This window comes from Alkaliphilus peptidifermentans DSM 18978 (genome assembly GCF_900101495.1).
Taxonomy (GTDB): Bacteria; Bacillota; Clostridia; order Peptostreptococcales; family Natronincolaceae; genus Alkaliphilus_C; species Alkaliphilus_C peptidifermentans.
In genome coordinates this window covers 189,708-213,764 of the sequence record NZ_FMUS01000003.1, presented here as the reverse complement: position 1 = coordinate 213,764, position 24,057 = coordinate 189,708, and the positions used below count along the sequence as shown (strand labels likewise).

General features: G+C 32.7%; 17 protein-coding genes and 1 riboswitch. Of the genes, 2 read left to right on the top strand and 15 right to left on the bottom strand.

What is annotated here, in order from left to right; genetic code table 11:
• Window positions 1–44: 44 nt before the first annotated feature.
• From BLP68_RS03845 to BLP68_RS03800, 10 genes are all read right to left on the bottom strand, one after another.
• A complete protein-coding gene (locus BLP68_RS03845; protein WP_091540215.1) occupies window positions 45–2,045 on the bottom strand; it encodes a methyl-accepting chemotaxis protein in 2,001 nt (666 codons plus the stop codon).
• A gap of 210 nt (window positions 2,046–2,255) precedes the next feature.
• A riboswitch (cyclic di-GMP riboswitch) is annotated at window positions 2,256–2,343 on the bottom strand.
• A 180-nt stretch (window positions 2,344–2,523) separates the two neighbouring features.
• Window positions 2,524–4,512, bottom strand: a complete 1,989-nt coding sequence (locus BLP68_RS03840; protein ID WP_091540212.1) for a methyl-accepting chemotaxis protein — start codon at window positions 4,510–4,512, stop codon at window positions 2,524–2,526.
• Window positions 4,513–4,876: 364 nt separating this feature from the next.
• Window positions 4,877–5,815 (bottom strand): EamA family transporter RarD, encoded by a 939-nt coding sequence (gene rarD, locus BLP68_RS03835; protein ID WP_242876895.1) that lies wholly within the window; start codon window positions 5,813–5,815, stop codon window positions 4,877–4,879.
• Between the two features lie 330 nt (window positions 5,816–6,145).
• A complete protein-coding gene (locus tag BLP68_RS03830) occupies window positions 6,146–7,966 on the bottom strand; it encodes an ABC transporter substrate-binding protein (RefSeq protein WP_091540211.1) in 1,821 nt (606 codons plus the stop codon).
• 80 nt (window positions 7,967–8,046) lie between these two features.
• Entirely contained in the window at window positions 8,047–9,030 is a 984-nt protein-coding gene (locus tag BLP68_RS03825; protein ID WP_091540208.1) for an ABC transporter ATP-binding protein, read from the bottom strand.
• Window positions 9,027–10,007 (bottom strand): ABC transporter ATP-binding protein, encoded by a 981-nt coding sequence (locus tag BLP68_RS03820; RefSeq protein WP_091540205.1) that lies wholly within the window; start codon window positions 10,005–10,007, stop codon window positions 9,027–9,029. The genes BLP68_RS03825 and BLP68_RS03820 overlap by 4 nt, the downstream gene beginning before the upstream one ends.
• A gap of 15 nt (window positions 10,008–10,022) precedes the next feature.
• Window positions 10,023–11,531 carry an ABC transporter permease gene (locus BLP68_RS03815; protein WP_091540203.1) on the bottom strand — a complete coding sequence of 503 codons (1,509 nt, stop codon included), beginning with the start codon at window positions 11,529–11,531 and terminating at the stop codon, window positions 10,023–10,025.
• Between the two features lie 14 nt (window positions 11,532–11,545).
• Window positions 11,546–12,958, bottom strand: a complete 1,413-nt coding sequence (locus BLP68_RS03810) for an ABC transporter permease (protein ID WP_091540201.1) — start codon at window positions 12,956–12,958, stop codon at window positions 11,546–11,548.
• Window positions 12,959–12,970: 12 nt separating this feature from the next.
• Window positions 12,971–13,195 carry a hypothetical protein gene (locus tag BLP68_RS03805; RefSeq protein WP_091540198.1) on the bottom strand — a complete coding sequence of 75 codons (225 nt, stop codon included), beginning with the start codon at window positions 13,193–13,195 and terminating at the stop codon, window positions 12,971–12,973.
• Between the two features lie 266 nt (window positions 13,196–13,461).
• Complete coding sequence (locus BLP68_RS03800; RefSeq protein ID WP_091540195.1) at window positions 13,462–15,303, bottom strand: sigma-54-dependent Fis family transcriptional regulator; 1,842 nt, start codon at window positions 15,301–15,303, stop codon at window positions 13,462–13,464.
• A gap of 312 nt (window positions 15,304–15,615) precedes the next feature.
• Here BLP68_RS03800 and BLP68_RS03795 point away from each other — a divergent pair, with 312 nt between their 5' ends.
• Window positions 15,616–16,860 (top strand): DUF418 domain-containing protein, encoded by a 1,245-nt coding sequence (locus BLP68_RS03795; RefSeq protein WP_176758857.1) that lies wholly within the window; start codon window positions 15,616–15,618, stop codon window positions 16,858–16,860.
• 196 nt (window positions 16,861–17,056) lie between these two features.
• Here the strand turns inward: BLP68_RS03795 and BLP68_RS03790 are convergent, their stop codons facing one another.
• The 4 genes from BLP68_RS03790 to BLP68_RS03780 form a co-directional block, all read right to left on the bottom strand.
• Entirely contained in the window at window positions 17,057–18,010 is a 954-nt protein-coding gene (locus BLP68_RS03790; protein ID WP_176758856.1) for a DMT family transporter, read from the bottom strand.
• A gap of 204 nt (window positions 18,011–18,214) precedes the next feature.
• Entirely contained in the window at window positions 18,215–18,388 is a 174-nt protein-coding gene (locus tag BLP68_RS21630; protein ID WP_176758855.1) for a hypothetical protein, read from the bottom strand.
• Window positions 18,389–18,525: 137 nt separating this feature from the next.
• Complete coding sequence (locus BLP68_RS03785; RefSeq protein WP_091540187.1) at window positions 18,526–19,671, bottom strand: Ger(x)C family spore germination protein; 1,146 nt, start codon at window positions 19,669–19,671, stop codon at window positions 18,526–18,528.
• Window positions 19,668–21,098: a spore germination protein gene (locus BLP68_RS03780; RefSeq protein WP_091540184.1), complete on the bottom strand. Its 1,431-nt coding sequence runs from the start codon at window positions 21,096–21,098 to the stop codon at window positions 19,668–19,670. Before BLP68_RS03780 ends, BLP68_RS03785 begins: the two co-directional genes overlap by 4 nt.
• A 98-nt stretch (window positions 21,099–21,196) precedes the next feature.
• Here BLP68_RS03780 and BLP68_RS03775 point away from each other — a divergent pair, with 98 nt between their 5' ends.
• A complete protein-coding gene (locus tag BLP68_RS03775) occupies window positions 21,197–22,285 on the top strand; it encodes an endospore germination permease (protein ID WP_091540180.1) in 1,089 nt (362 codons plus the stop codon).
• A 198-nt stretch (window positions 22,286–22,483) separates the two neighbouring features.
• Here BLP68_RS03775 and BLP68_RS03770 read toward each other — a convergent pair whose 3' ends face one another.
• Complete coding sequence (locus BLP68_RS03770; RefSeq protein WP_091540178.1) at window positions 22,484–24,049, bottom strand: PKD domain-containing protein; 1,566 nt, start codon at window positions 24,047–24,049, stop codon at window positions 22,484–22,486.
• Window positions 24,050–24,057 lie beyond the last annotated feature (8 nt).

Genomic DNA, 24,057 nt, shown 5'->3' with positions numbered 1-24,057 from the left:
TATCTATTTAGACTGTTGAAGGTTGATTATTCAACAACTAGCTATTAGTACTTAAACTTAGAAATACTAGCTTGCATTTCTTCTGCCAGCTTTGCTAAAGAATCACTGGCAAATGAGATTTCCTCCATTGAAGCTGTTTGCTCCTCCACCGATGCCGATGCTTCTTGTGTACCAGCTGCATTTTCTTCTGAGGTTGCGGATAGGTTTTGAATGATGTTTATAATCTTCTTCTTTTTTTCTTCCATTCTATTGCTAGATTCTGTAATATCCGCTATTACAGCCTTCATCTTTTCAATTGAATGTGCAATTCCTTCAAATTTTTCTTGAGTCATTTTAACGCTTTCCGACTGAGACTTTACTATTTTACCTACCTCTTGAATTGTATTTACTGAAGCTCCTGTCTTTGTTGTTAAGTCCTGAGTAGGTTTAGTAACTGTAGCAATTTCTTCAGTAAATCTATTAGATTCCTCTGCCAGCTTTCTTATTTCTTCTGCCACTACCGCAAAGCCTCTACCCGCTTCACCTGCTCTGGCTGCCTCTATAGCCGCATTTAGGGCCAATAGATTTGTTTGTTCAGCAATGTTTTTAATCATTTGGCTTGCATTCTCTATTTTTTCTGCACTCTCGTTTGTGTTAATGATCATTTCATGTATCTCTTTAGATGCTTTAGTATTCATCTCGGTTTTATCAACAAGGTCTTTAACTATTACAAAGCCTTCTTCTTTTAAGCTATTTACTTCATTGGTGCTATTATTTAAATCTATTACATACATCTGTTCCTTTTCTATCAATTCACCTAAATCATTAATCTGTATAGCTCCCTCTTCTGTATCTCTGGCTTGATCGGTTGCCCCTTTAGCTATTTCCTCAATGGTTTTCGCCACCTCTTCTGCAGCCATAGCCGATTGCTGACTAATTGTGGTAAGTTCTTCCGATGATGCTGCCACTTGCTGTGAGGTTTCTACTACTTGTTTAAAAAATTTACTGAAATTAACTGTAATAGACTGGAATGTCATTGCTAAAGAGCCAATTTCATCCTCTCTATATACTAACCTTTGAGGTAATTCATTAGTGAAATCCAGTTCTGATATTTTTTCACTGTATTTTATTATTTCTGTTATTGGTTTAGTTATAAAATTTGAAACTATTAATGAAGCTAACACCATAATAATTGATATAAATAACATTAATATTACAAAAAGTTTATACAGATTATCTGTTTTGCTTAACAGTAGACTTTTAGGTATTTCTACAATTAATCGCCAATCTAGAGTATTATCTATTAGGGAATAGAATAAATAAACCTCCTCACCATTTATAGTAACTTCAATTATACCATCTTCATTACCTAAAATTTCATTACTATATTTTTTAACTGCTTCATACGTACTCTCTTCATTATCATTTAAATTTTCCACCATCGCAATATCATCATCTCTATGAGATATAATTAAACCATTACTATTCACAATCCATCCAAAACCTGCTTCTTCAATATTTATACTTTCAGATATCGCTGTAATTTCACTTAAAGTTAATGCTGCTGATAATACACCAACTTTATTGCCTTCGTAATCTTTTACAACTTGTGCAATTGAAACAATTATATTACCTGATGACAATGCTAAAAAAGGATCTGATACAAAGCTTTCTGCTCCATTTTGAAATATTTCATGCATGTAAGGGCTATTGGACAAATCTAATGTAGCACCTGTAGATGCCCAAGCTGTTCCGTTCGGTTCTACTATTGCAATAGATTCATATTCACTATTGCTTGCTATTCTTTTTAAAAACTCTTTAGAATCTTCTATATTCATATTTTTAATATTGTCATACTCTGCGATGTGTTTTAATTCACTAATCCTTGCGGCTATGTATTCGGCAATAGTTTCAGAATTTGATTTTACTATTTCGTTGCTCAGCACCTCAGAAATATCAGCTAGAGACGATTTGGTAAAATAGGATAATGTTAATCCCGATATTAAAAAAAATAGAATACTAATTAAAGAAAAAGTTATTGCAATTTTAAATTTTAATTTTTTCATTTTTTTTGAACCCCTCTCATGTTAGTATTAAAGAAATAGATACTTCATACTTCTTACTATTGAGTTCCTTAGGACGCTTCGCTGTATCCTCCTCATTGATCATAAGGGAGATCTCTCCCTTGACAACCCAGTTTTAATAGAAAAGCAGGACTTTCCTATTAAAAAATAAAGAAGATAATTTAGTTACCTTCTTTAAAAAAGAAATTATAATTAGGTAACTTGGCAATCATAGGAAAATATATCCCTTAGACCCATAGTTTTGCGTCCTTTTCTTTCGAAAAGTTTGCCAGTATCTTTATAAAAATGTATTTTATTTTAGTATATTAATATATTCAACTCTAGTTTTGTAATTCCTTCAAAATTTATAGATTATTATCGAATTTTGCATTTTACTTGGTGATTTTGCATCATGAATGTTTTCTATTAAATAAAAAAAGTTGATACTTGATTAGTATCAACTTTTTTTATAACATAGTTACTAGTACTTAAACTTAGAAATACTAGTTTGCATTTCTTCTGCCAGCTTTGCTAAAGAATCACTGGCAAATGAGATTTCCTCCATTGAAGCTGTTTGCTCCTCCACCGATGCCGATGCTTCTTGTGTACCAGCTGCATTCTCTTCTGAGGTGGCAGATAGATTTTGAATGATGTTTATAATCTTCTTCTTTTTTTCTTCCATCCTATTACTAGATTCTGTAATATCCGCTATTACAACCTTCATCTTTTCAATTGAATGTGCAATTCCTTCAAATTTTTCTTGAGTCATTTTAACGCTTTCTGACTGAGACTTTACTATTTTACCTACCTCTTGAATTGTATTTACCGAATCCCCTGTCTTTGTTGTTAAGTCCTGTATAACTGTAGCAATTTCTTCAGTAAATCTATTAGATTCCTCTGCCAGCTTTCTTATTTCTTCTGCCACTACTGCGAAGCCTCTACCTGCTTCACCTGCTCTAGCTGCCTCAATAGCTGCATTTAAGGCCAACAGGTTTGTTTGCTCTGCAATGTTTTTAATCATTTGACTTGCATTTTCAATTTTTTCAGCACTATTGTTTGTATTAATAATCATTTCATGAATCTCGTTAGATGCATTAGTATTCAACTCGGTTTTATTAACAAGGTCTTTAAGTATTTCAAAGCCTTCTTCTTTTAAGCTATTTACTTCATTGGTGCTATTATTTAAATCTATTACATACATCTGTTCCTTTTCTATCAATTCACCTAAATCATTAATCTGTATAGCTCCCTCTTCTGTATCTTTGGCTTGATCAGTTGCACCCTTAGCAATTTCTTCGATGGTTTTCGCCACTTCTTCTGCAGCCATAGCCGATTGCTGGCTGGTTGAGGTAAGCTCTTCTGAAGATGCTGCCAACTGTTGAGAGCTTTCTACTATCTGTTTTATAAAATCTCTAAAATTTGCTGTAATTGTTTGAAAAGCAACTGCAATTGTTCCAATCTCGTCCTTTCTATTTAAGAAGCCCTGTGATATATCCTCACTAAGATCTAAGTCAGCTATTTTTCTTGAATGCTGTACTAATGCTAGAATTGGTTTTACTATTGAATTACCAATTAAATAGCAAATAATAATGCTTATTAATAAGATTAATAGTGTTATTAGGATAATATTCCTCTGTATTGCTGGTAATGCAGCCAAAACCTCTTCTTCAGCTGCTGTTATAACCATAGTCCAATCCGTACCTAATACAGGTGCATGGCCATAAAAAAGATCAATTCCTTCCAGTGAATAGCTCCCTGTTCTGCTTTGCCCCTGTAAGATATTTTCAAAGGTATCTGCATAGGTCTTTAATTGTATATCACTTTTTGCCTCTTCTATTGGATTAAATTGATTTACTACCATTTCTCTATTTGGACTTGCTATAATTGTACCTTTGCTGTTAATCATATATCCATATCCTTGAGTACCTAAGCCCATTTCATCGGTAAGATTACTTAAAAAATCACCATCTGCTCTAGCAATTAGTACCCCAACAACATTACCATTTTCAAGAATTGGTACAGCCAACATAACAACCGCAGAATTTGTTACACGACTTATTATAACATCTGAAATATTTGACTCTCCAGAGAATGCTCTTATCACATATTCTCTATCTCCGAGCTCTGCTGTACTACCATCAATATAGCTGGCAGTACCATTTGGAGTAATAACACCCATACCTAAAAAGGATAAGCTCTGAAATTCTCTGCTTAATACTTCCTGCTGAGTTTCCCAGTCCATGCTGGTAATTTCTTGTCTTCTAGCAATGGTCTCAAGCACTGCAACATCTACACTTAACTGACTTTCAATTAACTTTGCACCTTCTTCAGCTAATAGCTCTAATGCATTATTAACCTCATCGATGACAGCATTTGATGTTGTTCTAATAGAGTTATAACCCAATAAGGCAGATGTTACCAAAATAAGTATAGAAAAATAAACGACCAACTTCATTTTAATACCTTTCATTAGAATCACCCCTTTAGTTTTTTATATAGAAAGATAAAAAAAATAATTAGTTATGTAGTATCTCAAATAAATATATATATAATAAATTTGCTAATCGTGTGTACTATATAACACTATTCATTTTTGTTATTATTATAACATTTCTGTCTAATTTTGTCAATATTTGTAGAATTTAGTCATAAAGTACTATTTCTTTTAATTATATATAATGCTCTGTAATAAATAGCTAGTATATCAAGGCTTAAACATAAAAAGTTTATAGGCAAAAAAATAAGCAACCTAAATTTTTTATAAAAACACTTAAGCTACTTATTATTTTATTAATTATTAAATATAGAAGGATTTTTTTCATCTGGTTAAAAGTTTACTTTGATGATACAACTGCCTTTTGTCCTTCTATTTTGGGCCTATGGACTCTAGTTATTGATATTGTATAAATTATTAAGGCTGCCCATATAAAGCTGAAGCTGATGAAGTGTGTATAAGAAAATTCCTCTTTGAAAATAAATACACCTAGAAACAGACTAATTGTAGGAGCGATGTATTGCAGGAATCCAATTGTTGAAAACTCAACTTTTTGTGTGCCCTTAGCAAACCAAAGTAGGGGTGTTGCTGTTGCTACCCCCGATAGCATTAACAGTATAAGCACTGGTATAGGAATTATCAACAGGCTTCCGATTCCCTGAATTTGTCTAGTGATTATAAAAAATAAAGCAAAGGGTGTAATCATTAGAGTTTCTAAAGCAAGACCAGTTAAGGCATCAACAACTAGCATTTTTTTAGCTAATCCGTAAAATGCAAAGGTAATGGCTAATATCAACGCTATCCAAGGTATACTCCCATATTGTACTGTTAGTATTAAAACACCAATCGTTGCCAGTACTAATGCCACCATCTGCCCTCTATTGAATTTTTCCTTTAATACTACCATACCTAATAAAGAAACCACCAACGGATTAATATAATAACCCATACTTGCTTGAACTACATAGTTTGAATTTACTGCCCATATATAGGTAAACCAGTTAACACTTATTAACAGGGAGGCAAGAGCAATTAATATGGTATTCCTTTTATTTGCCAGCACATTCATTATTTTTCCATAATCACCCTTTATTAAAAGGAGTATTGACACAAACACAAAAGACCACGTAATTCGATGTGCCAATATTTCTAAAGCAGGAATCAGATTCAAAAGCTTCCAGTATAGTGGTAAGAATCCCCATGCTGTGAAGGCAATAATACCATACATTATACCTATTTTCTTTTCATCAATCGATTTAGTTTTTAATTCATTTTCCATCTATTCACTCTTCTCATCCTTTGGTTTATTGTCACTTTAATATGTTCTATAAATATTATTAATAATTATACACTAATGATTTATAGGTTGTATATATTTAATTTCATGGCTTACTTAGATTCGGTGAAGAACAAATATATTTTATAATAATAGATTCCAATAGTATTTGTACAATCATTGAAAAAAAGAGACAGTTTTTTTACTACCGTCTCTTTTGTAATAATATTATATCTTAATATTACTATCGATAATTCTATATGGCCTACTGATAAAAATGGAGATTAACATTATTTTCTCACTAGAAAAAGTCATTTAAAATACTAGTTGAGCTTATTCTTTACTTTCCCAGTACATATTTAGGAATTCATTTGCCTTAGAATGATCTTTCAAGTGAATATTTCCTGTGTCAACAAGAGGAGTTACTGTGGAGTAAGCATTAATTTTCAAGTTATTGTATACAGCAATAAACTCTTCCTGACTAACATTATATAAAATAGCTTTTCTTAAATTAACATCTGAAAATTCACTTCCACCCTTCATATTAAAAAATGCATAGACTACTGCGTTGTTTGGTCTTTTTTGTAGAGTCAATTTAGAATCATTCTCAACTATTTCAAATTTATCTTCAGGAATACCGTACAAGAAGTGAATTTCACCACTTCTAAAGGCTGATAGAGAGCTGTCTGCATCTTTTATAAACTTGACAACAATATTAGATACTTTAGGTTCATGGCTTGTACTTATCATATAACCAGGATTCTTCTGAAAAGCTATCTCATAATCATTCTTGTAAATAGCTATATATGGCCCGCTTGTCATTAAAGTGTTGTCATATGTTGCTCCTTCTGTAATGGTCATTTGATCTCCATAAGCAACATCTTTATTTCTATCAAATGTAGCCACATTATATGTGTTTACAGCCTCAATTTGTTTCTTGGAAACTATACCAGCAGATTGGTGTGCTAGATAATTCAATACCTGTGGGAAGGGTTTGTTTGTGGTTATCTTAACAACCTGATATTTCCCATCTTTATTGCTTACCTGGGCTTTATCAGCTACAAGCTCTTTAATAGTAGTTGATAACCCTGCTTCAAGACCATCTTTAATTGATGATGCGTTTCCTGACTGTTTTTTAGACTCCAATTCCTTTAAATCAGTTACAATTTCTATTTTTTCCATGCTGGAATGTAGTGTAAAAGTCCTATGATCAGGAACTGAATCTTTATTTCTTGCTCTGTCCATACTGAAAACAACATCTTCAGCTGCCACAAGTTCTCCAGAATCTACAGCTTTTTTATTGTCAACCTTTGCAAAATTTATATCATCTCTAAGTATAAAATAGTATTCTGTGTTTCCTTCTCCAATAGCATGATTGTGTGAAAGGGATCCTACTGATGTTACTTCGTCATTGTCAGTCAGGTTAACCAATCTAACATACATATTGGTATTAATTATATTTATAGAACCATCATTTCCTTTTATTGGATCCAACGATGTCAATGAAGGCATAGTTTGACTAAAAATGAGGGGTTCAGAATTACCCTTTGATTCATCAATGAAGTCTACATTTTCCCAAGGTAATGACCTTGATTTACTTAATCTTACACTATCTACCTTAAGAATTGTATTGTTTACTGCCTGACTCTTATAATTTGAGTAAAGAGGAATAATATATGCATTCTCTTTTACTAAAACCTCTTCAAAAGTTTTATAAGTGGCCACATATTGATCTGATGTTTGTGTAGCTGCTTCATTAATTAGTCTGTCAATCTCTTCATTTACAAGACCATAGTCGTTATAATCTCCATTAGAGATAAACAAAGATCTAACGGCATAGTCAGGATTCCCGGTAACTGTATTCCAAGAAGTAATAGCCATATCATAATTACCAGCATCTTTCTGACCTACATAACTACTATAATCTGGCTGAATGTTTAACTTTACATTGAACCCAGCCTTTGACAACTGATCTCTTAGGATATTTGCATCCTTTTCCATACTGCTCATAGCTAACAAATTTAAATCAACAGGTTCGTTTGAAGTCTCAGATGTATTTCCTCCCGTAACTTGATCCTTAGTTTGAACATTACACCCAGTCATAATACCCAGTAATAGAACAGCGATTATTAATAAGCTTAATATTTTTTTCATTTATTACATCTCCTTATTTTTTTATATTGTGGAAATTTGAACATCAGTTACTTTTTAATCACCCCCCATAATATCTCTCTTTATTTTGTTTCATATTTCAATGTCCCATCTATAACTTCTTTATATCTAAAACAAGAAACAAAATGATTCTTTTCAACCTCAATTAACTCAGGATCACATGATACGCACTGCTCCACTGCAAATGGGCATCTTAGTGAGAAACGGCATCCTGCTTTTGGGTTGATTGGCGATCCAATTTCACCTTTAAGGATTATCTTTTTCTTCTTTTCACGTATATTTATTGAAGGAATTGCTGATAACAATGCAATTGTATATGGATGTAAAGGCTTCTTAAACATTTCATTTTTAGGTGCTTTTTCAATCATCTGACCCAAGTACATAACGCCAATATTAGTTGATATATGCTTTACTACTGATAAATCATGAGAAATAAAGATATAGGTTAGTCCAAGCTTTTCCTGAAGTTCAATCATGAGGTTCAGTATTTGTGCTTGAACTGATACATCCAAAGCACTTACAGGCTCATCACATACTATAAACTTTGGATTTACAGAAAGTGCTCTTGCGATTACCACCCGTTGCCTTCTTCCACCGTCAAATTCATGTGGATACAGGTTATAAGCACGTTTTGATAAGCCTACGTATTCCATTAAATCTTCAACCCTTTTTTTTCTTTCCTTATCATTACTGTAAATCTTATGAAGTTTAAGTGGTTCCTCAATAATTTGAGAAACAGTGAATCTTGGGTTCAAGGATGCATATGGATCTTGAAAAATAATCTGCATATGCTTTCTCATTTTCCTCATCTCTTCATCATTGAATGTTGTTATATCCATCCCATCATAAACTATTTGACCTGATGTAGGTTCATGAAGGCGTAGGATAACCCTTCCCAAAGTACTTTTTCCACAGCCTGATTCCCCTACAATTCCAAGAGTTTCGCCTTCTGGGATCGAGAAACTAAGATTATCCACTGCGTGTAAGTATCCATTTGGAACAGTAAAGTATTTTTTTAAGTTTTTAATCTCTACTAAAGGTTTCATCCTAATTCCTCCTTCTCAAACAATGAAAAATGACATTTATACTGGTGGCCTTCTCCCTTAAGAGTGGGTGATTCTCTCTCACATATCTCCTGCTTATACTTGCATCGCGGATGAAAATAGCATCCACTGGGTAAGTCTACAGCATTAGGTGTACTTCCAGATATGGGGACTAATTTTTCATTTTTATCATCTAATTTAGGTATTGATTCAAATAACCCTCTGGTATATGGATGTTTAGCTACTGTATACACATCTTCAACTGTACCAGCTTCGATAATCTCACCAGCATACATAATTGCTACTTTATCACAAGTTTCGGCAACAACTCCCAGATCATGGGTAATGAGAATCATTGACATGTTGAATTTTACCTGTAAATCACTGATTATATCCAAAACCTGTGCCTGTATTGTAACGTCAAGGGCTGTTGTTGGTTCATCAGCAATAAGTAGCTTTGGATTGCAAAGAAGTGCCATAGTAATTACCACTCTTTGCTTCATACCTCCTGAAAACTGATGAGGATAATCATTATATCTGTCTTCTTTTACTCCAACTGTTTTTAAAAGCTCAATAACCTGTCGCTTCCCTTCTTCTCTTGTAACCTTCTTGTGGGTTAGAACTACTTCTAGTAGTTGTTCTCCTATTGTCATGATAGGGTTAAGGGATGTCATAGGGTCTTGGAATATCATAGAAATACCATTTCCCCTCATTTCCTGATTTTCTCTTTCTGTATTAAATATCAAGTCTTTCCCTTCAAATATTATCTCACCATCTGTAATGATTCCAGGCGGATAAGGTACCAGTTGCATGATTGATAAAGCTGTAGTAGTTTTACCTGCTCCGGTTTCACCAACAAGTCCCAGACTTTCTCCCTTACAAATAGACAAACTTACACCATTTACGGCATTTACAGTTTCTTCCTCTGTAATATATTGAACATGCAAGTTATTGATCTCCAATATTTTGGTATTTTCCAAGTATTAACACCTCACTTATTTCAATTTCGGATCTAATGCGTCTCTGAGACCATCACCAAAGTAGTTGAAGGCCAAAACAATCAGTATTATTGCCAAACCTGGAAAAATAGCTAGGTAAGGTTTTGTTTCAAGATAGCCACTTCCAATTTTCAATATGTTTCCCCACTCTGGAATGTGTGGCTCCACCCCTAATCCAAGATAACTTAATGAGCTTGTTGACAGAACCACTCCGCCAATTCCCAGTGTTGCTCTTACAATTACAGGTGCCAGCGAATTTGGTATAATATGCTTGAATATTATGGTGAAATTTCTTGCACCACAAGCTCTAGCAGCTTCAACAAATTCCTGGTTAGCTATACTCATTACAGTAGCCCTTACTGTTCTGGCATACATTGGTACAGCTCCAATACTCAATGCCAAAATCAAATTCATTGTACTGGCACCAAAAGCAGCAATTATCGCTATTGCAAGGAGGATTCCCGGTACAGCATATAAAATATCAAGTATTCTCATTATAGTATTATCAGTTCTTTTACCATAGTATCCTGCAAGTGCTCCCAATATCCCACCAATAACAATTGGAACCATTGTAGCTATAATACCAACTACAAGAGATATTCTTGCACCAAATACGATTCTTGTAAAAACACATCTTCCATAATTATCTGTTCCAAAGGGATACTCCAGTGAAGGAGTCTGAAGCAGTGAAGAATAATTATTATCAATGGCTAGTGAATAATCGAATGTCATGTTACTGCAAATTGAAAGTGATATTAGCAGCACTACAAAAAACATGCCAATAACTGACATATAATTTCTAAACAGTCTCCTTAAAACACTGATCCACTCAATAGATATTTCATCATCTTTATGCCTATACTTGCTTATTATGATCAACCCTAAAACAAAAGCAAAGAAATTGCCAATTAGTATACTTCCCAAGAGGGGAACTGTCAGTGGTATAAGCTTTTTATCAACCCTTTTCCCATTAATATGCTTTGTCACCATATACATCATAAAAATGTAGTATAAGGATAGGAGTCCCAATATAATAATCCCAATAAAAAAATTATTAGCTACATACTCCTTAAATATATTCAGAGAAGATATTACCATTATTGCAATAGTTGTCATTATTGAATAAATTGAAATTGTATACTCTATAGTTCTGTCCTTTCTTATTAGGGTAAAACCTGCAATTATGGAGAAGATGTTTCCAGTAGCTCCCATAATCAGCAGCAGATACCCTAGCTTCCTTGTAGATCCCTTAATCTCGTTAAACTTAAGTATTTCATTCTTAACCCTTAATGAAATAAGGAATTGAATAATACCTGTACCTAAAAACACAAATGCTAAAGAAGCGATGAATGATTCAATTTGCCTTGTAACAATATCATAACTAAATATAAGCATTGCAATAGACAAAATAAATGATACACCCCATGAATAGGATACAATGCTATGCTCCTGAAATCTATTTAATTTCCTTCCATTAATTCTTTTATAGTAATGTTTATTTTCCATAGACCATTATCTCCTTAATAAGACTTCATTTTCGATTTAATCCTGGGATCTAAAAATGCATAGATTAAATCTACTAAAAGATTAGCTAAACTAATAATTACAGCTACATACACAACACCTGCTAAAACTATTGGAATATCAGGTACAAATTGCTTGTCTACTATAAAGCTTCCTACCCCATTAATGTTAAATACCTTCTCTGTAACAGCAGATCCTCCAAGCATACCGCCAAATTGTAGACCTATAACAGTTATTATTGGAATCATTGCATTTGCCAAAATATGCCTAGTGATAACCTTCCACTCGCTTAATCCCTTTGCTCTTGCAGTAAACACATAATCCATATTTTTAACTTCCAGCATTGATGACCGCGTCATCCGCGCAACGCTTGCAGCAAGTCCGGTTCCAAGCACTATACTTGGCATTATCAGAGTCTTCCAATTGCCTACCATAAATGTTGCAGGCAACCACTGTAATCTTATAGAAAAATTAAGTATCAGTATCAACCCTAACCAGAAGTTCGGAATTGATAGTCCCAGTAGAGCAAATAACATAAATGTATAGTCAAAGGATGAGTATTGTTTAATAGCTGACACAATACCTGCTGGAATAGCAATTATAATTGCTATAAAAAGAGATGCAAAGGTAACCTGAAGCGTTACCGGAAACTTTCTCATTATTGCTGTAAAAACATCCTCATTTCCTACGTATGATTTCCCAAGATCGAATGTAAACAAGCTTTTGAAGGTATTTAAAAGCTGAACTATATAAGGTTTGTCTAGACCATAAACAGCATTAAATTGTTCTACCTGCTCAGGAGTAGCAGTTTGCCCAAGAATATTTACAGCAGGATTCATAGGAGATAAGTATAGAATGGTAAAAACCAACCAAGTTACTCCAAAAATTACGAATATCATCATAAATAATCTTTCTGATATATACTTTGCATATGGATTTTTGTATAGTGCAATTAGAATATACATAGGAAAGGAAAATATTAAAGAATAAATAAAAAATAATCTATTTTCCAGAAGCTTACTAAAGGAGCTACAAATAGTTACTGCAGATACCTCTCCTTTTTGCTGATATAAAATAAGCTCGTTACTAACCCTTTCTTCAAACTGCTTATTTATTATAATATTCACCTGTTTTTCAAATTCTGCAGAGCTTAGATTTCTATTGAAAAATTCCTGTTTCCTTTTAGCCTGTTCTCTTGCTGTTTCTGTTATATTAGCTTTTACTCCTTCTTTTTCCAGTCTGCTGACAATTGATTTTTTGATTACTTCTTGCTGATTTTCCATTTTGTCCTTGAAATACTTTATCAAAACAATTGGTAATGACAAAATTCCAAAAACTATTAATAATACTCTATAGATAAGGTGTTTATACATTTTTTCAAAGGTTGCACCCACTCCTCTATCCATCATCAGAATCCTCCTTTATTGTAACTTCAAGGCATCAATATCCAGCAAAGATTTATCAAATATAATGTCCTCTCCATTATTTATAACAATACAAGGCAACCCAACTCTTCCAGACTCCTTTATATCTGAGAATTGAGGAAAGCTATCTCTATATTTTAGAAACATCTTTAAGTTAAGCATATTTTCTGAAATATCAAGATATACAAATTTTATTTCTTCATTTGAAAGAAACTCTTTCATAGGTTGACAACCGGGTCAATGCTTACTTCCAAACAGAATTATTTTTTTCATGTCGTCTTCTCCTCCAATGAAATTTATTAATGTCCTCCTCCCATGAGATATAATGGAGCAGCGGCAGCTAGGACATCTTTTTTATTTTAAGATGCAAAATTTGTGCCACTTTTAAAGCGCTTAATTTCAATGCTTAACATAAAAAACGAGTCTCATTTAAGAGACTCGTTTTCAGCTTAGAATACTAGACGTATTGATTCTACAACAAAAGTCATTTATGTCTCAACAATGAGACTCGTCTCATTGTTGAGACATATTCCGTGGTTATTAATCTTCCGATATAAGGTTGCTCTGCTTATTTTCAATTCTTTACACACCTGTTTGATGACATACTCTCTGTTACCAAAATTAGAATGTTGTTTTATACTAGAGCAAATAATCTCTTTTTCTACTTCACTCAAGCAATCTTCTAAAGATTTTTTACTATGTAGTCTGTTGGTTTTGCAATTATCCTGATTTGAAAGCAGCCTTTTTTCAATTACTTTTTTGCTGATAAAATTACTTGTTTCAAAATTAACAGCATATTCTACAAGATTCTGAAGCTCCCGTATATTTCCAGGCCATGAATATTCCAACAACAATCCTAATGCCTGTTGACTAATTCCCTTGATATCATTTTTAAGCATTCCTGAATAATATTTCACATAGTGGTTTGTAATAAATATTATATCATCCTGCCGGTCTCTCAGTGGAGGTATATTTAAAGGTATAACATTTAATCTATAATATAGATCTTCTCTAAATAGACCTTCTTTAACCCGCTTTTTGAGATCAACATTGGAGGCTGCAATTATTTTAATATCAATTTTATGGACAATATTGCTACCTATTCTTGATACTTCCTTTTCCTGGAGAATTCTAAGGAGCTTCACCTGTAATCTATAAGGCATTTCGCTTATTTCATCAAGGAAAACTGTACCTCTATCTGCAATTTCAAACTTCCCAATTTTGTTGGAGAATGCACCTGTAAATGCACCTTTTTCATACCCAAACAGCTCACTTTCAAATAATTCGTCTGGTATAGCTCCACAATTTATTGGGACAAATGCATAATCCTTTCTATCACTGTAGTTATGAATAGCTCTTGCAAAAAGTTCCTTCCCTGTTCCACTTTCACCTAGTATCAATATATTTGAATCTGATAAAGCAGCTTTCTCTGCCAGACGCTTCACCTCGCAAAAGTTTGGTGATATTCCCAATATGTTTTCAAACTTTAGTCTGACTTGGTTTTTTTCTATTGTTTGCATTACCTGTTTCTTAAAATAATTAATATTTTGGATTGTAAGCATAACTTCATTACTGTAACCAGAAATCTTTAAATAAGTAATTGTAACTAAAAGATTATATTTTACTCCAAGTATGTCTATTGCAATCTCGCATGGATGAGCACATTCATCATTATCCAAGAGACTCTGGAGTAGTTTGTTCTTTCTTATTTCCTTCACAAATTCGTCTTCATCTTCAATCCCTATTTCTCTGAGAATTCGTATAAGTGATTTATTCTTATAAAGAACTTTACCTTCCTTATCGTACAATACTACACCGGAATTTATTGTATTTAGTATCCCTGTCATCCTTGCAGATATTTTCTTTTTTTCTATATTACTCTGGTGCTCTGAATATTTAGCTTCAATCAATAATGCCATTTTTTCAAGATAATTGACATAAACTTCCCAGTTATCTACAATTCTATGTTTATGGATCTGATTAAATGCAGTTATTCCAAGTACTCCTATAGGTTTATCTCCTTGCTTTATAGGTACACAAATTGATGCCTTCTCTGTACATACAGTTGCCCTTGGACAACTACTACAAAGAGATCCATCCTCAAATCTGTCAGATATTACCTGAACACGGCCTGAAGTAAGACATCTTCCAAATGCTGAGCTTATGTCAATTTTTTCATCTATAAGTTCTTTATGCAGACCTGTTCCTGCAATTCTTCTCATATTTTCATTCATTATAGTAACATCAAGCCCTATTACTGCCTCAATAGCTTCTACTACCTTCTGATATAATTCATTGTACTCATCTAACTCCATATGTGCTTTTTGCATGCGTTGCCCTCCATAATTAAATACAGAATGATAAGTGCATATTTATGATTATATTGATATTTATTATACATAAAAAATGTCGCTTGTACAATTGTTTAGAGTTATTTTTGCTTGAAATTTATATCTATTGGAATATTTTAGTAGTGTTGAATACGTAAAAATATCCAAAAGTAAAAAATCTCTACTATTTTGATCTCTCACTGAAACATCAAATTTATGGTTGTTTTTATATTGTTAACATATTCTTTAGATGTTTTTTGATATAATAAAAATTATATGAGGTAATTAGAATTAAAAATGGAGGGGATTAAATTGTCTGAAATTAATTCAAAAATAGTTAAACCAGTTTCTTCAGGAGAGAGAATTAAGGAATTGGACATAGTAAGGGGGTTCGCTCTTTTCGGTGTGCTCCTAGTAAATATAGCAATGTTTAATTCTACATTGTACACGGAGGCAGCTTTTGCTGCACCTCTATCTAATCCATTGGCATTGAGTACATTATCAGATAGGCTATCGGCCTTATTCATTCAAATTTTTGCAGAGGGTAAGTTTTATACAATCTTTTCGTTTTTGTTTGGCTTAGGCTTCTATATTTTTATTGAAAGAGCTGAAGCAAAAACCAATTCACCACGAAAATTATTTGCTAGAAGATCATTTTTTCTGTTTTTGTTTGGTATACTAAATTTTACTCTTGTATGGTACGGTGACATCTTGCATGTATATGGACTAATCGGCTTTATATTACTACTTTTTAAAAACACCAGCTTAAAGACCATTAGAAACTGGATTATAACGTTACTTATCATATCTACAATAATATTCAGTGGTTTTACATTATTAAATGACTTAGTTTCAGTAATACTTGATGAGGAAGCCATGATTGCCTACAACAGTCACATATATTTGCAAATGGAAGAGTCTATACAGTTATATAGTTACGGCTCCTTTAGAGAAATAGTTTCCTATAGAATGAAAACTGAATTGCCTGTGATTGCATCGAACCTTGTTTTTTTAATACCTAAAATACTTGGTATGTTTTTGATTGGATTTTATGTTGGCAAAAGAAAGATATTTAGTAATATTGAGGATAATCTAAAACTGATTAGAAAAACCTGGAGGCTTGGCGGAATAATAGGTGCTTTATCTACCTTAGTTTATGTGCTTATTCAATTTAATATTATTAATTTGAATCCATTATTATATAAAAGCTCCATTACATTATTTAAGGAGATATCCACCGTATTTCTTTCACTTTTCTATATTACAAGTCTTGTGCTTTTATACCAAAAATCAGCCTTTAAAAAGGCCCTTACACCCCTTAGCTATATGGGACAAATGGCCCTCACTAATTATTTAGTTCAATGCATTATCGGCTCATTAATTTTCTATGGATATGGCTTAGGTCTGTTAAACAAAGCCAGCATTGCTACTGGTATACTATTTACTGTTTTAATTTACACTGCACAAATATTTTTTAGTAAGGCATGGCTCCAAAAGCATAAGTATGGACCATTTGAGTGGGTATGGCGTTATCTTACCTATGGTGGGAACCTGTGATACAGTTGAGAGTTAAGGATTAAGAGTTAAGAGTTGAAAGTTGAGAATTAAGAGTTAAGAGTTAAGAGTTAAGAGTTAAGAGTTGAAAACTTGAGAATTGAGAATTGAGAATTGAGAATTGAGAATTTAAAAAAAGAGTGAAGAGTATAAAGTAGTAAAAAACAATATATATAAAAAATCTAGAGTTGTGGCAGCTCTAGATTTTTTGTTCTCTTATTATACTTTTTTCAGTTGCATTAATACTGCTTTTCCCCCTTCGCCAATCAATATAGCCGTTGGCATATAAGCAAAGGAGCACAACCATTATTCCAGTAATTTGAGTTTTATTCATTACTTCCTGTAATATGAAGTAGCTTGCAATAGCAGTTACTGCTGGTAGTAAATTCATGTAAAGTGATGCAATCTCTACACCAATCCTCTCCATTCCATAAATGTAGAAGAAATAGCCTAAAGCCGAACAGACAATTCCAACAAACAAAAGATTTAATAATAATGAAGGCAAAACCTCAACCTGTTGAAAGGATATTATTAGCTTTGGAAGGTCAAATAATGCAATAAACAATAGTATTACTGTTGCTGCGTTAAACTGCTTGCTAATTAACAAAATGGTATTATATTTATTCTGTAGCCTATAGGTTAATAATGTATATGCAATCCAGCTGAAAACAGCCAAGATCATAAGTATAAACCCAATTATCTCTGATGAGCTAAAAAGATCACCTATACTCATATCCAATACCATAAAAACTCCCACCAATGATAGTAGGAAAATAGCAATTTCTGATGGTGCTAACCTTCGTTTATCCATTATTACCTTGATAAATAAGGTGAATATTGGTATTAATCCACAAATAAGGGCAGCTAGGGAAGCTGATATGTATTTTAAAGCTACTGTTTGAAAGCAATAGTACATTACTACACCAACAAAGCCTGCTGCTATTATTGTTCTTTTGTCTTCCTTTGCTATTTCTTGTTTATCCTTTTTTACTAACAGAATAATATTAAAAAACAAAGTAGCCAATGCAAATCTAAGAAAAATTAATCCGAAGGGTGGTATATGCTCCACTAAAAACTTCATACTGACAAAATTAAGCGAAAAAATAATAATGGCTGCTATAACAGTAATATTACCTACTCTTTTTTCTTTCAAAGATATACCCCCCATTATAAATGTCAAAAACGTCTGATTTATAGATACGTTTATATTATACAATAAACATTTTTGTAAGAGAATCAAAAACTTAAACACTTTAAAATTCTTCACTTCCTTCAGTATGACAGATTCAAATGTTCTTTTCTATATTTTCTTTTCATAAAGTCTGAAATTTTTTACAATAAATATATCAAGTAAAAGCTAGATCATAAATTGAGAGTATTTAACTATTTGTTCTTCTTTTTCTTTTAGAATTCTTTGGTAATTCAATTCTCTTTCCGCTTCACTTAATTTTGCGGATATTAGGGTATCTTTTCTTAGCTTTTCAATATTAATATTAAATCTAATATTTTTAATGCAAAAGGTTTTAGTCATATTCAACACTCCTTTATAAATTTTATTTTATAATTAAATTATAAAGGAGTTATCATCTAAGCAAAACGGACCCCAGACTATTTTAAATTCAGTCTAGGGTCCGAAATTCATTTCATTCTATAGGTCCAATAGGGTTTTTAACGTATATTATGGGATCCTTTTTGCATATGCTGGGTATTAAAATCTGTTAATCCACTACTACCTTCTAAGAAGACAGTTGTTTCCACCTCAAGGTTGGTTATAGTTATTGCATTTTCAACATCTGCAGTGGGATAACGACGTTTAAAAACCTCCTGAACCTGTAATGCATCCACCTCTAGCTCTTTAAATTTATTAAAAACCATATGGCATTTGTTCGTAATATTTTTTTCAGTTTCACGTTGAATATAATTAATAATCTCTTCATCTAATATTATGCCTCCCTGGGCTGCATCTAGTGTTATTCTGGTATTAATTGATTTCTTTAGCTGAATACTTTCCCCATCAAAGTAAACATTGGTTTTTGTTTTGCTGCTTAGTATCTCCACAACAACAAAGTTACCTTCTATCTGGGGATGGGGTACATTCAGCATCCCTTTATTAGCAGAATTTAGCATAAAGGCCATACCCCTTTTTTCTTCTGCCTCTATAAAGGTTACCAGCTTATCATTCTCCAGAATGGCCACTTCGTCCTTGCTGATTTTATCCTGCAGTGGATTTTTATCTGACCTGACAGATGTAATATAGGTTACATTTTTCCCCATTTCCCGTTGGTTAATAAGCTGATATATTTGCAAATGTCGAGGTGTTAAAAAAGCTAAAGGCCTGTCAAATATGTCGAATAAGAATAAACCTATATACTCGTTTTGCTTTATAGGTAATTCAATAAATTCTATAGGGTCACCCCTTAATATTGCCACATAGGGTCTTAATATAAATTCCTGGTCTCGAACTAAGAAATCTAAGTATTCACTTATTCCCACTTCGGCAACCCTCTCTGTAAAAAGTATCACCTTGTTTTGACTAAAATCTATTTTTTGACTGGAGCTTTGGGCAAGGCTTATAAAGCATTCCCGGATGGTTCTCCCTTCTGTTTTGTATAAAATACGTTCTCCCTTTTCTGAATTGGTTTGGTTGCTACGAAAGGCATGAAATACCTCAAGATAAACTATGGTATCTCCCTCTTCCTCCACATCTATAATAATAGCTGTGGTAAACATAATCCTGTTGATATCCTCGTAGCTACAGTTAGTACTTATAAAGATAATTATACAGCCTAATAATATTATTAATGCTTTTCTCATGGGCTATCATCTCTCTTTAATATATTATTAGATATTTTGTTTAAGTCTCCCCGTAGAAGTGTATCACCAAAGCTAAAGTTATTTAATGTCCCTAAAGGATATAAATATGGGTAACCACAGCTGGTGAGACCAGCCAAATGGGTGCAGAATAAAATAAAGGCTATATAAAATCCCGGTAGTCCCAATATAGCAGAACCAAATATTAGTATGTTGGTCCATATGGATAAAGCGCCATGGAGCTTAGGTATTAAAAACAGTGAAATAGACGAGAGTGCTATTACTAAAACTGTAACCTCAGAAGCCAAACCCGATCGAATTGCAGCGTCTCCTAATATTAATGCACCAACAATGGAAATGGCAGGACCAATTGCCGTAGGTAATCTTACTCCTGCTTCCCTAAGTAATTGAAAGAAAAACATCATTACTCCAACCTCTACAATAGTTGGAAAGGGTACTCCTGCCCTAAGCACCGCCAATCTAAACACAAAAATTGATGGTATTAGACCAAAGTGATGGGTGGTCATGGCAATGTAAAGGCCTGGAAGTAGAAGTGCAATAAATAATGCTGTCCATCTAACAATTCTAAAATAATCTGCTTTATATTTATTTAAATAATAGTCATCAGCCATAGTAATATTTTCAATAAAAAAATATGGTGCATATATACCAAAGGGAGTCCCATTAATTATAATTCCAACTCTGCCTTCAACAAGCTTAGAAACAAATATATCGGGTTTTTCTGTATAGCCTACTGTATCAAAGGGGGTATTCTTTGCCTTAAACTTCTCTTCAATAGGATTAGCATTATAAACATAGTCAATATCAATACTGTTAAGGTTTTGTCGAATGTATTCTACAAGCTTTTGTGGTGCCACACCTTCAATATATACCATAACGATATCATCATTATTCTTTTTACCTATGGTAATACGTTCTAGCTTTAAATCTTCATTCTTAATTCTCTTTCTTACTAAGCTAATATTATCTGAAAGGTTTTCATTAAAGCCCTCTCTAGGGCCTTTAATTACGGTTTCTGTAGGGGGTTCTTCAATAGCCCTAACATTAAACTTCTTTGCAGTGCAAAAAAGCACTTCTTCAGAAAAACTAAATAATATAAGAATATCTCCAGAAACAATATGAAGTATGGCTTCTTTATCATCTTCTACTTTTTCAACCACATGCGCATTTAAAACCTCTCCCTTTATTGCTTCAATATCGGCAGGCTTATTTTGTTGACTTAATAGGGGCATTATTACATGTTCACTTATATAGGTAGCATCTGTAATGCTTTCACAAAAAATAACACAGACTTTACCTAGGTCAATTTCCAGCTCCCTAAATTTTATATCATAGTTATTTTTAAGTTTTGTCCTTATTTCTTCTATTCGTTTATGAAACCTATTTTCATAGATATGTCGTTTACCCATAACGTCACTTCCTTATAATGATCTGATAGTATAAAAAGGCTATATTGGGATAAATTACTAGTATAAAGCTTAAAAATTATTATTAAAGGAGTTTACTTATGGATCAAATAAATTCAAAGCATGTACCTTTTTTCATTCTAGCTACAATTATTGTTTCAGCTAAAACCTATCCAACTATTTACACTAAGAATGGTGGTAGAGAAAGCTGGATTGCAATGATTATTGCTTCAATTATCATGACATTGTTTCTAGTATATGTTATTAAAGCCAGTTTAAAACATAATTGCTTTAATCTTTATGATATTTATACCTCTGCCCTTGGAAAGCCCATGGGGAACATTTTTATTGGGTTTTTATTGTTAACACTTTTTTTAACCCTTGTAGAAAGCGCAGCAGTTTATTCTAATGCACTACATAATCATCTTTTGATGGACACCCCTGTATGGTTTTTTCTTTTATTATTTCTTACATCTACCCTCTATACAGTAAAAAAGGATTTGGTAGCCATAATAATAGTAACCTTAATTGGTATTGTTTTAGTAACCATTTCTGGTATTAATTTGGCCATATTGACAGTAAAATACAAGGAAGTGGCCTATCTATTGCCAGTCTTTGAAAGAGGTGTTACAATTGGGTTTATTAAATCCATTGGGCAAATTTTAGGGCTTTTTGCAGGTGTAATTGTTATCTTTCCCCTACTAAAACGTTTAGGTGATACCAAAAACCTTTTACTTTATGTTGTAATAGGTCTTTTATTTGCACTACAAATACATATTGTTTCCTTAACGGGGCTTTTTATGACCTTTGATGTTCATTTTATTAATTACATGACATACCCCAACCTTTTTCAGACACAGCTGGTAAGCCATTTTCGTTTTCTTGAAATGGGAGAGCTATTCGTAATGCTTCAAATTGTTGGTGGGTGGTACTTAAAGTATGTAATTACCTTTTATGGACTTCTTAGTATATTGAGGGAAATGAAGCAGAAGAGTAAATATTGGGTTTATGGCATCAGTATTGTAGTTGCCATCTGTGCCTACTTTGCAGGGGATAACCTATTCCTATTATTTAAGCTGCTTAATTACTATACTTACATAGTACTTGTGAATTTCTTTGTAATTCCATTGTTTGTATTTGGAATTTTTTCTAAGAGGGGACTTCAAATTGCCAGTAAGGATTCTATATAAAAGGAAAGTTAAAAATTGAAAGTTTAAAATTGAAGGCTGAAAATTAAAAGCTGAAAATGGAAAAATGAGAAGAAATAAAATTGAGAGTTTATAGTGAGTAGTCTAAAAGCAAAATAGACGAGAAAAAACAATCAAATTTTAATAGACCTATATAAACAAAAATAGCTATATAAAACACTTAGTGTTTTTTATAGCTTTTTATTTAAGTAATTCAAATTTAATATCATCTATCCAAATAGTATTTTTATAGTCCGCTAACACCAGCTTCACTGCATGGGCTTTAGCTAGCTGAAACCTTACCATTTCCCAATTATTATCGGATTGCAGCTTATGAATTATGCTTTCTTTTTCAATAAGCCTCTGTTTGTCATCATATATTTGAAGCTCTACACTGATACGTTCATCCTTACTACCCATAATCCAAAAGGTTAAGAAACCGGTTGTATCAAGTTTAACATCATCTATAGATAAGGATGCTGTTAAAGATGTATTTTCTATTTTATATGAATAATCATTTCTCCTATAGTTAACTGTATCCTTTTGAATTTTTTCTTCATCGTAGCTTATTTCAAATGCATATTTGCCTTCTGTTCCTTCAGTATTATTGTTGAAACCCTCATAATCTTCTTCCAATAAGACAACTACTTCCTTAGTAAATTTTTCGCTCCATTCATCATTACTATCCTTAACAGTTAATGAGACTTCATAGGTGCCCGATTCCTTAAAGGCCAATGTAACATTTTGGGTTTTCAATGTTTCCAATAAAACACCATTTTTCGCAACTTCCCAATTATACTCTTCTATTGTATCACCATCCGCTGCCGTGCTTCTATTAATAAATTTCCAATGGGGTCCATCCTTTTCTACTATAAAATCTGCTACAGCTATGGTGTTATTTGGCTCTTCTAAAGTAGGTTGCTGAAGGGTATCCTCTGAATTGAAATACTTAAATCCATAGGCTATACCTGCCGTCAATAGTACAGCAATAGCAGCTACTGCAATAGCCTTATTACCTATGGCAGGCTTTGGCTTACCACCATATTCAAATCCAGAGAATGGCTTTTTCTTCGGCTCTTCCTCATCTTGGTTGATATTGTTCATGCATATGAAATAAATGTAGTGCTTTCTATATTCCTCCATAATCCTTTCGATATTATTGAATTGTTGATAATTATGCTGAAGATCATCTATAAATTTATTTAACTCCTCTGTTACCAATGGATTTGTTGTTTCCATACCATCATAAAATAGTATTTTATATAGCACAGTACCTATTTTTCTAGTTATTCGATTAAAATCTATTTCATCTATTTCATCTTCAATAATTAATAGCTCATCAAAGGCTAATTTATCATCATTCTCCACCACAATTTGAGCTTCATCCACTAGCACACTCTTTAATGGATCATTCAGTTGATCATATTTTAATATATGCTTTAAATATTCTAAACCAAGGTCCATACGAGTTTTTAAGGCCAAAAGATTGTCCTCAATAAAGCCTTCAAGCGGTGTAGCATCCTTAAGACCAGTAACAAGAATTATAGAGTTTTCTTCTTTTTTCACTAATAATAGGTTATCTAGTGTAGCTATCAAAAATGCTTCTTCCACTGAATTTATTACATTTATAATAGCTTCATCTGTTATAACATTAATGATTACCATCTTACCATCTATGTCTAAGCTGGTTCCAATATAAATTTTCTGTTTTTCAGTTTCTTTAAAGGTGTCTACAATTTTATAGTTTGTTAAATTTATATTTTCCATTGGCTAAC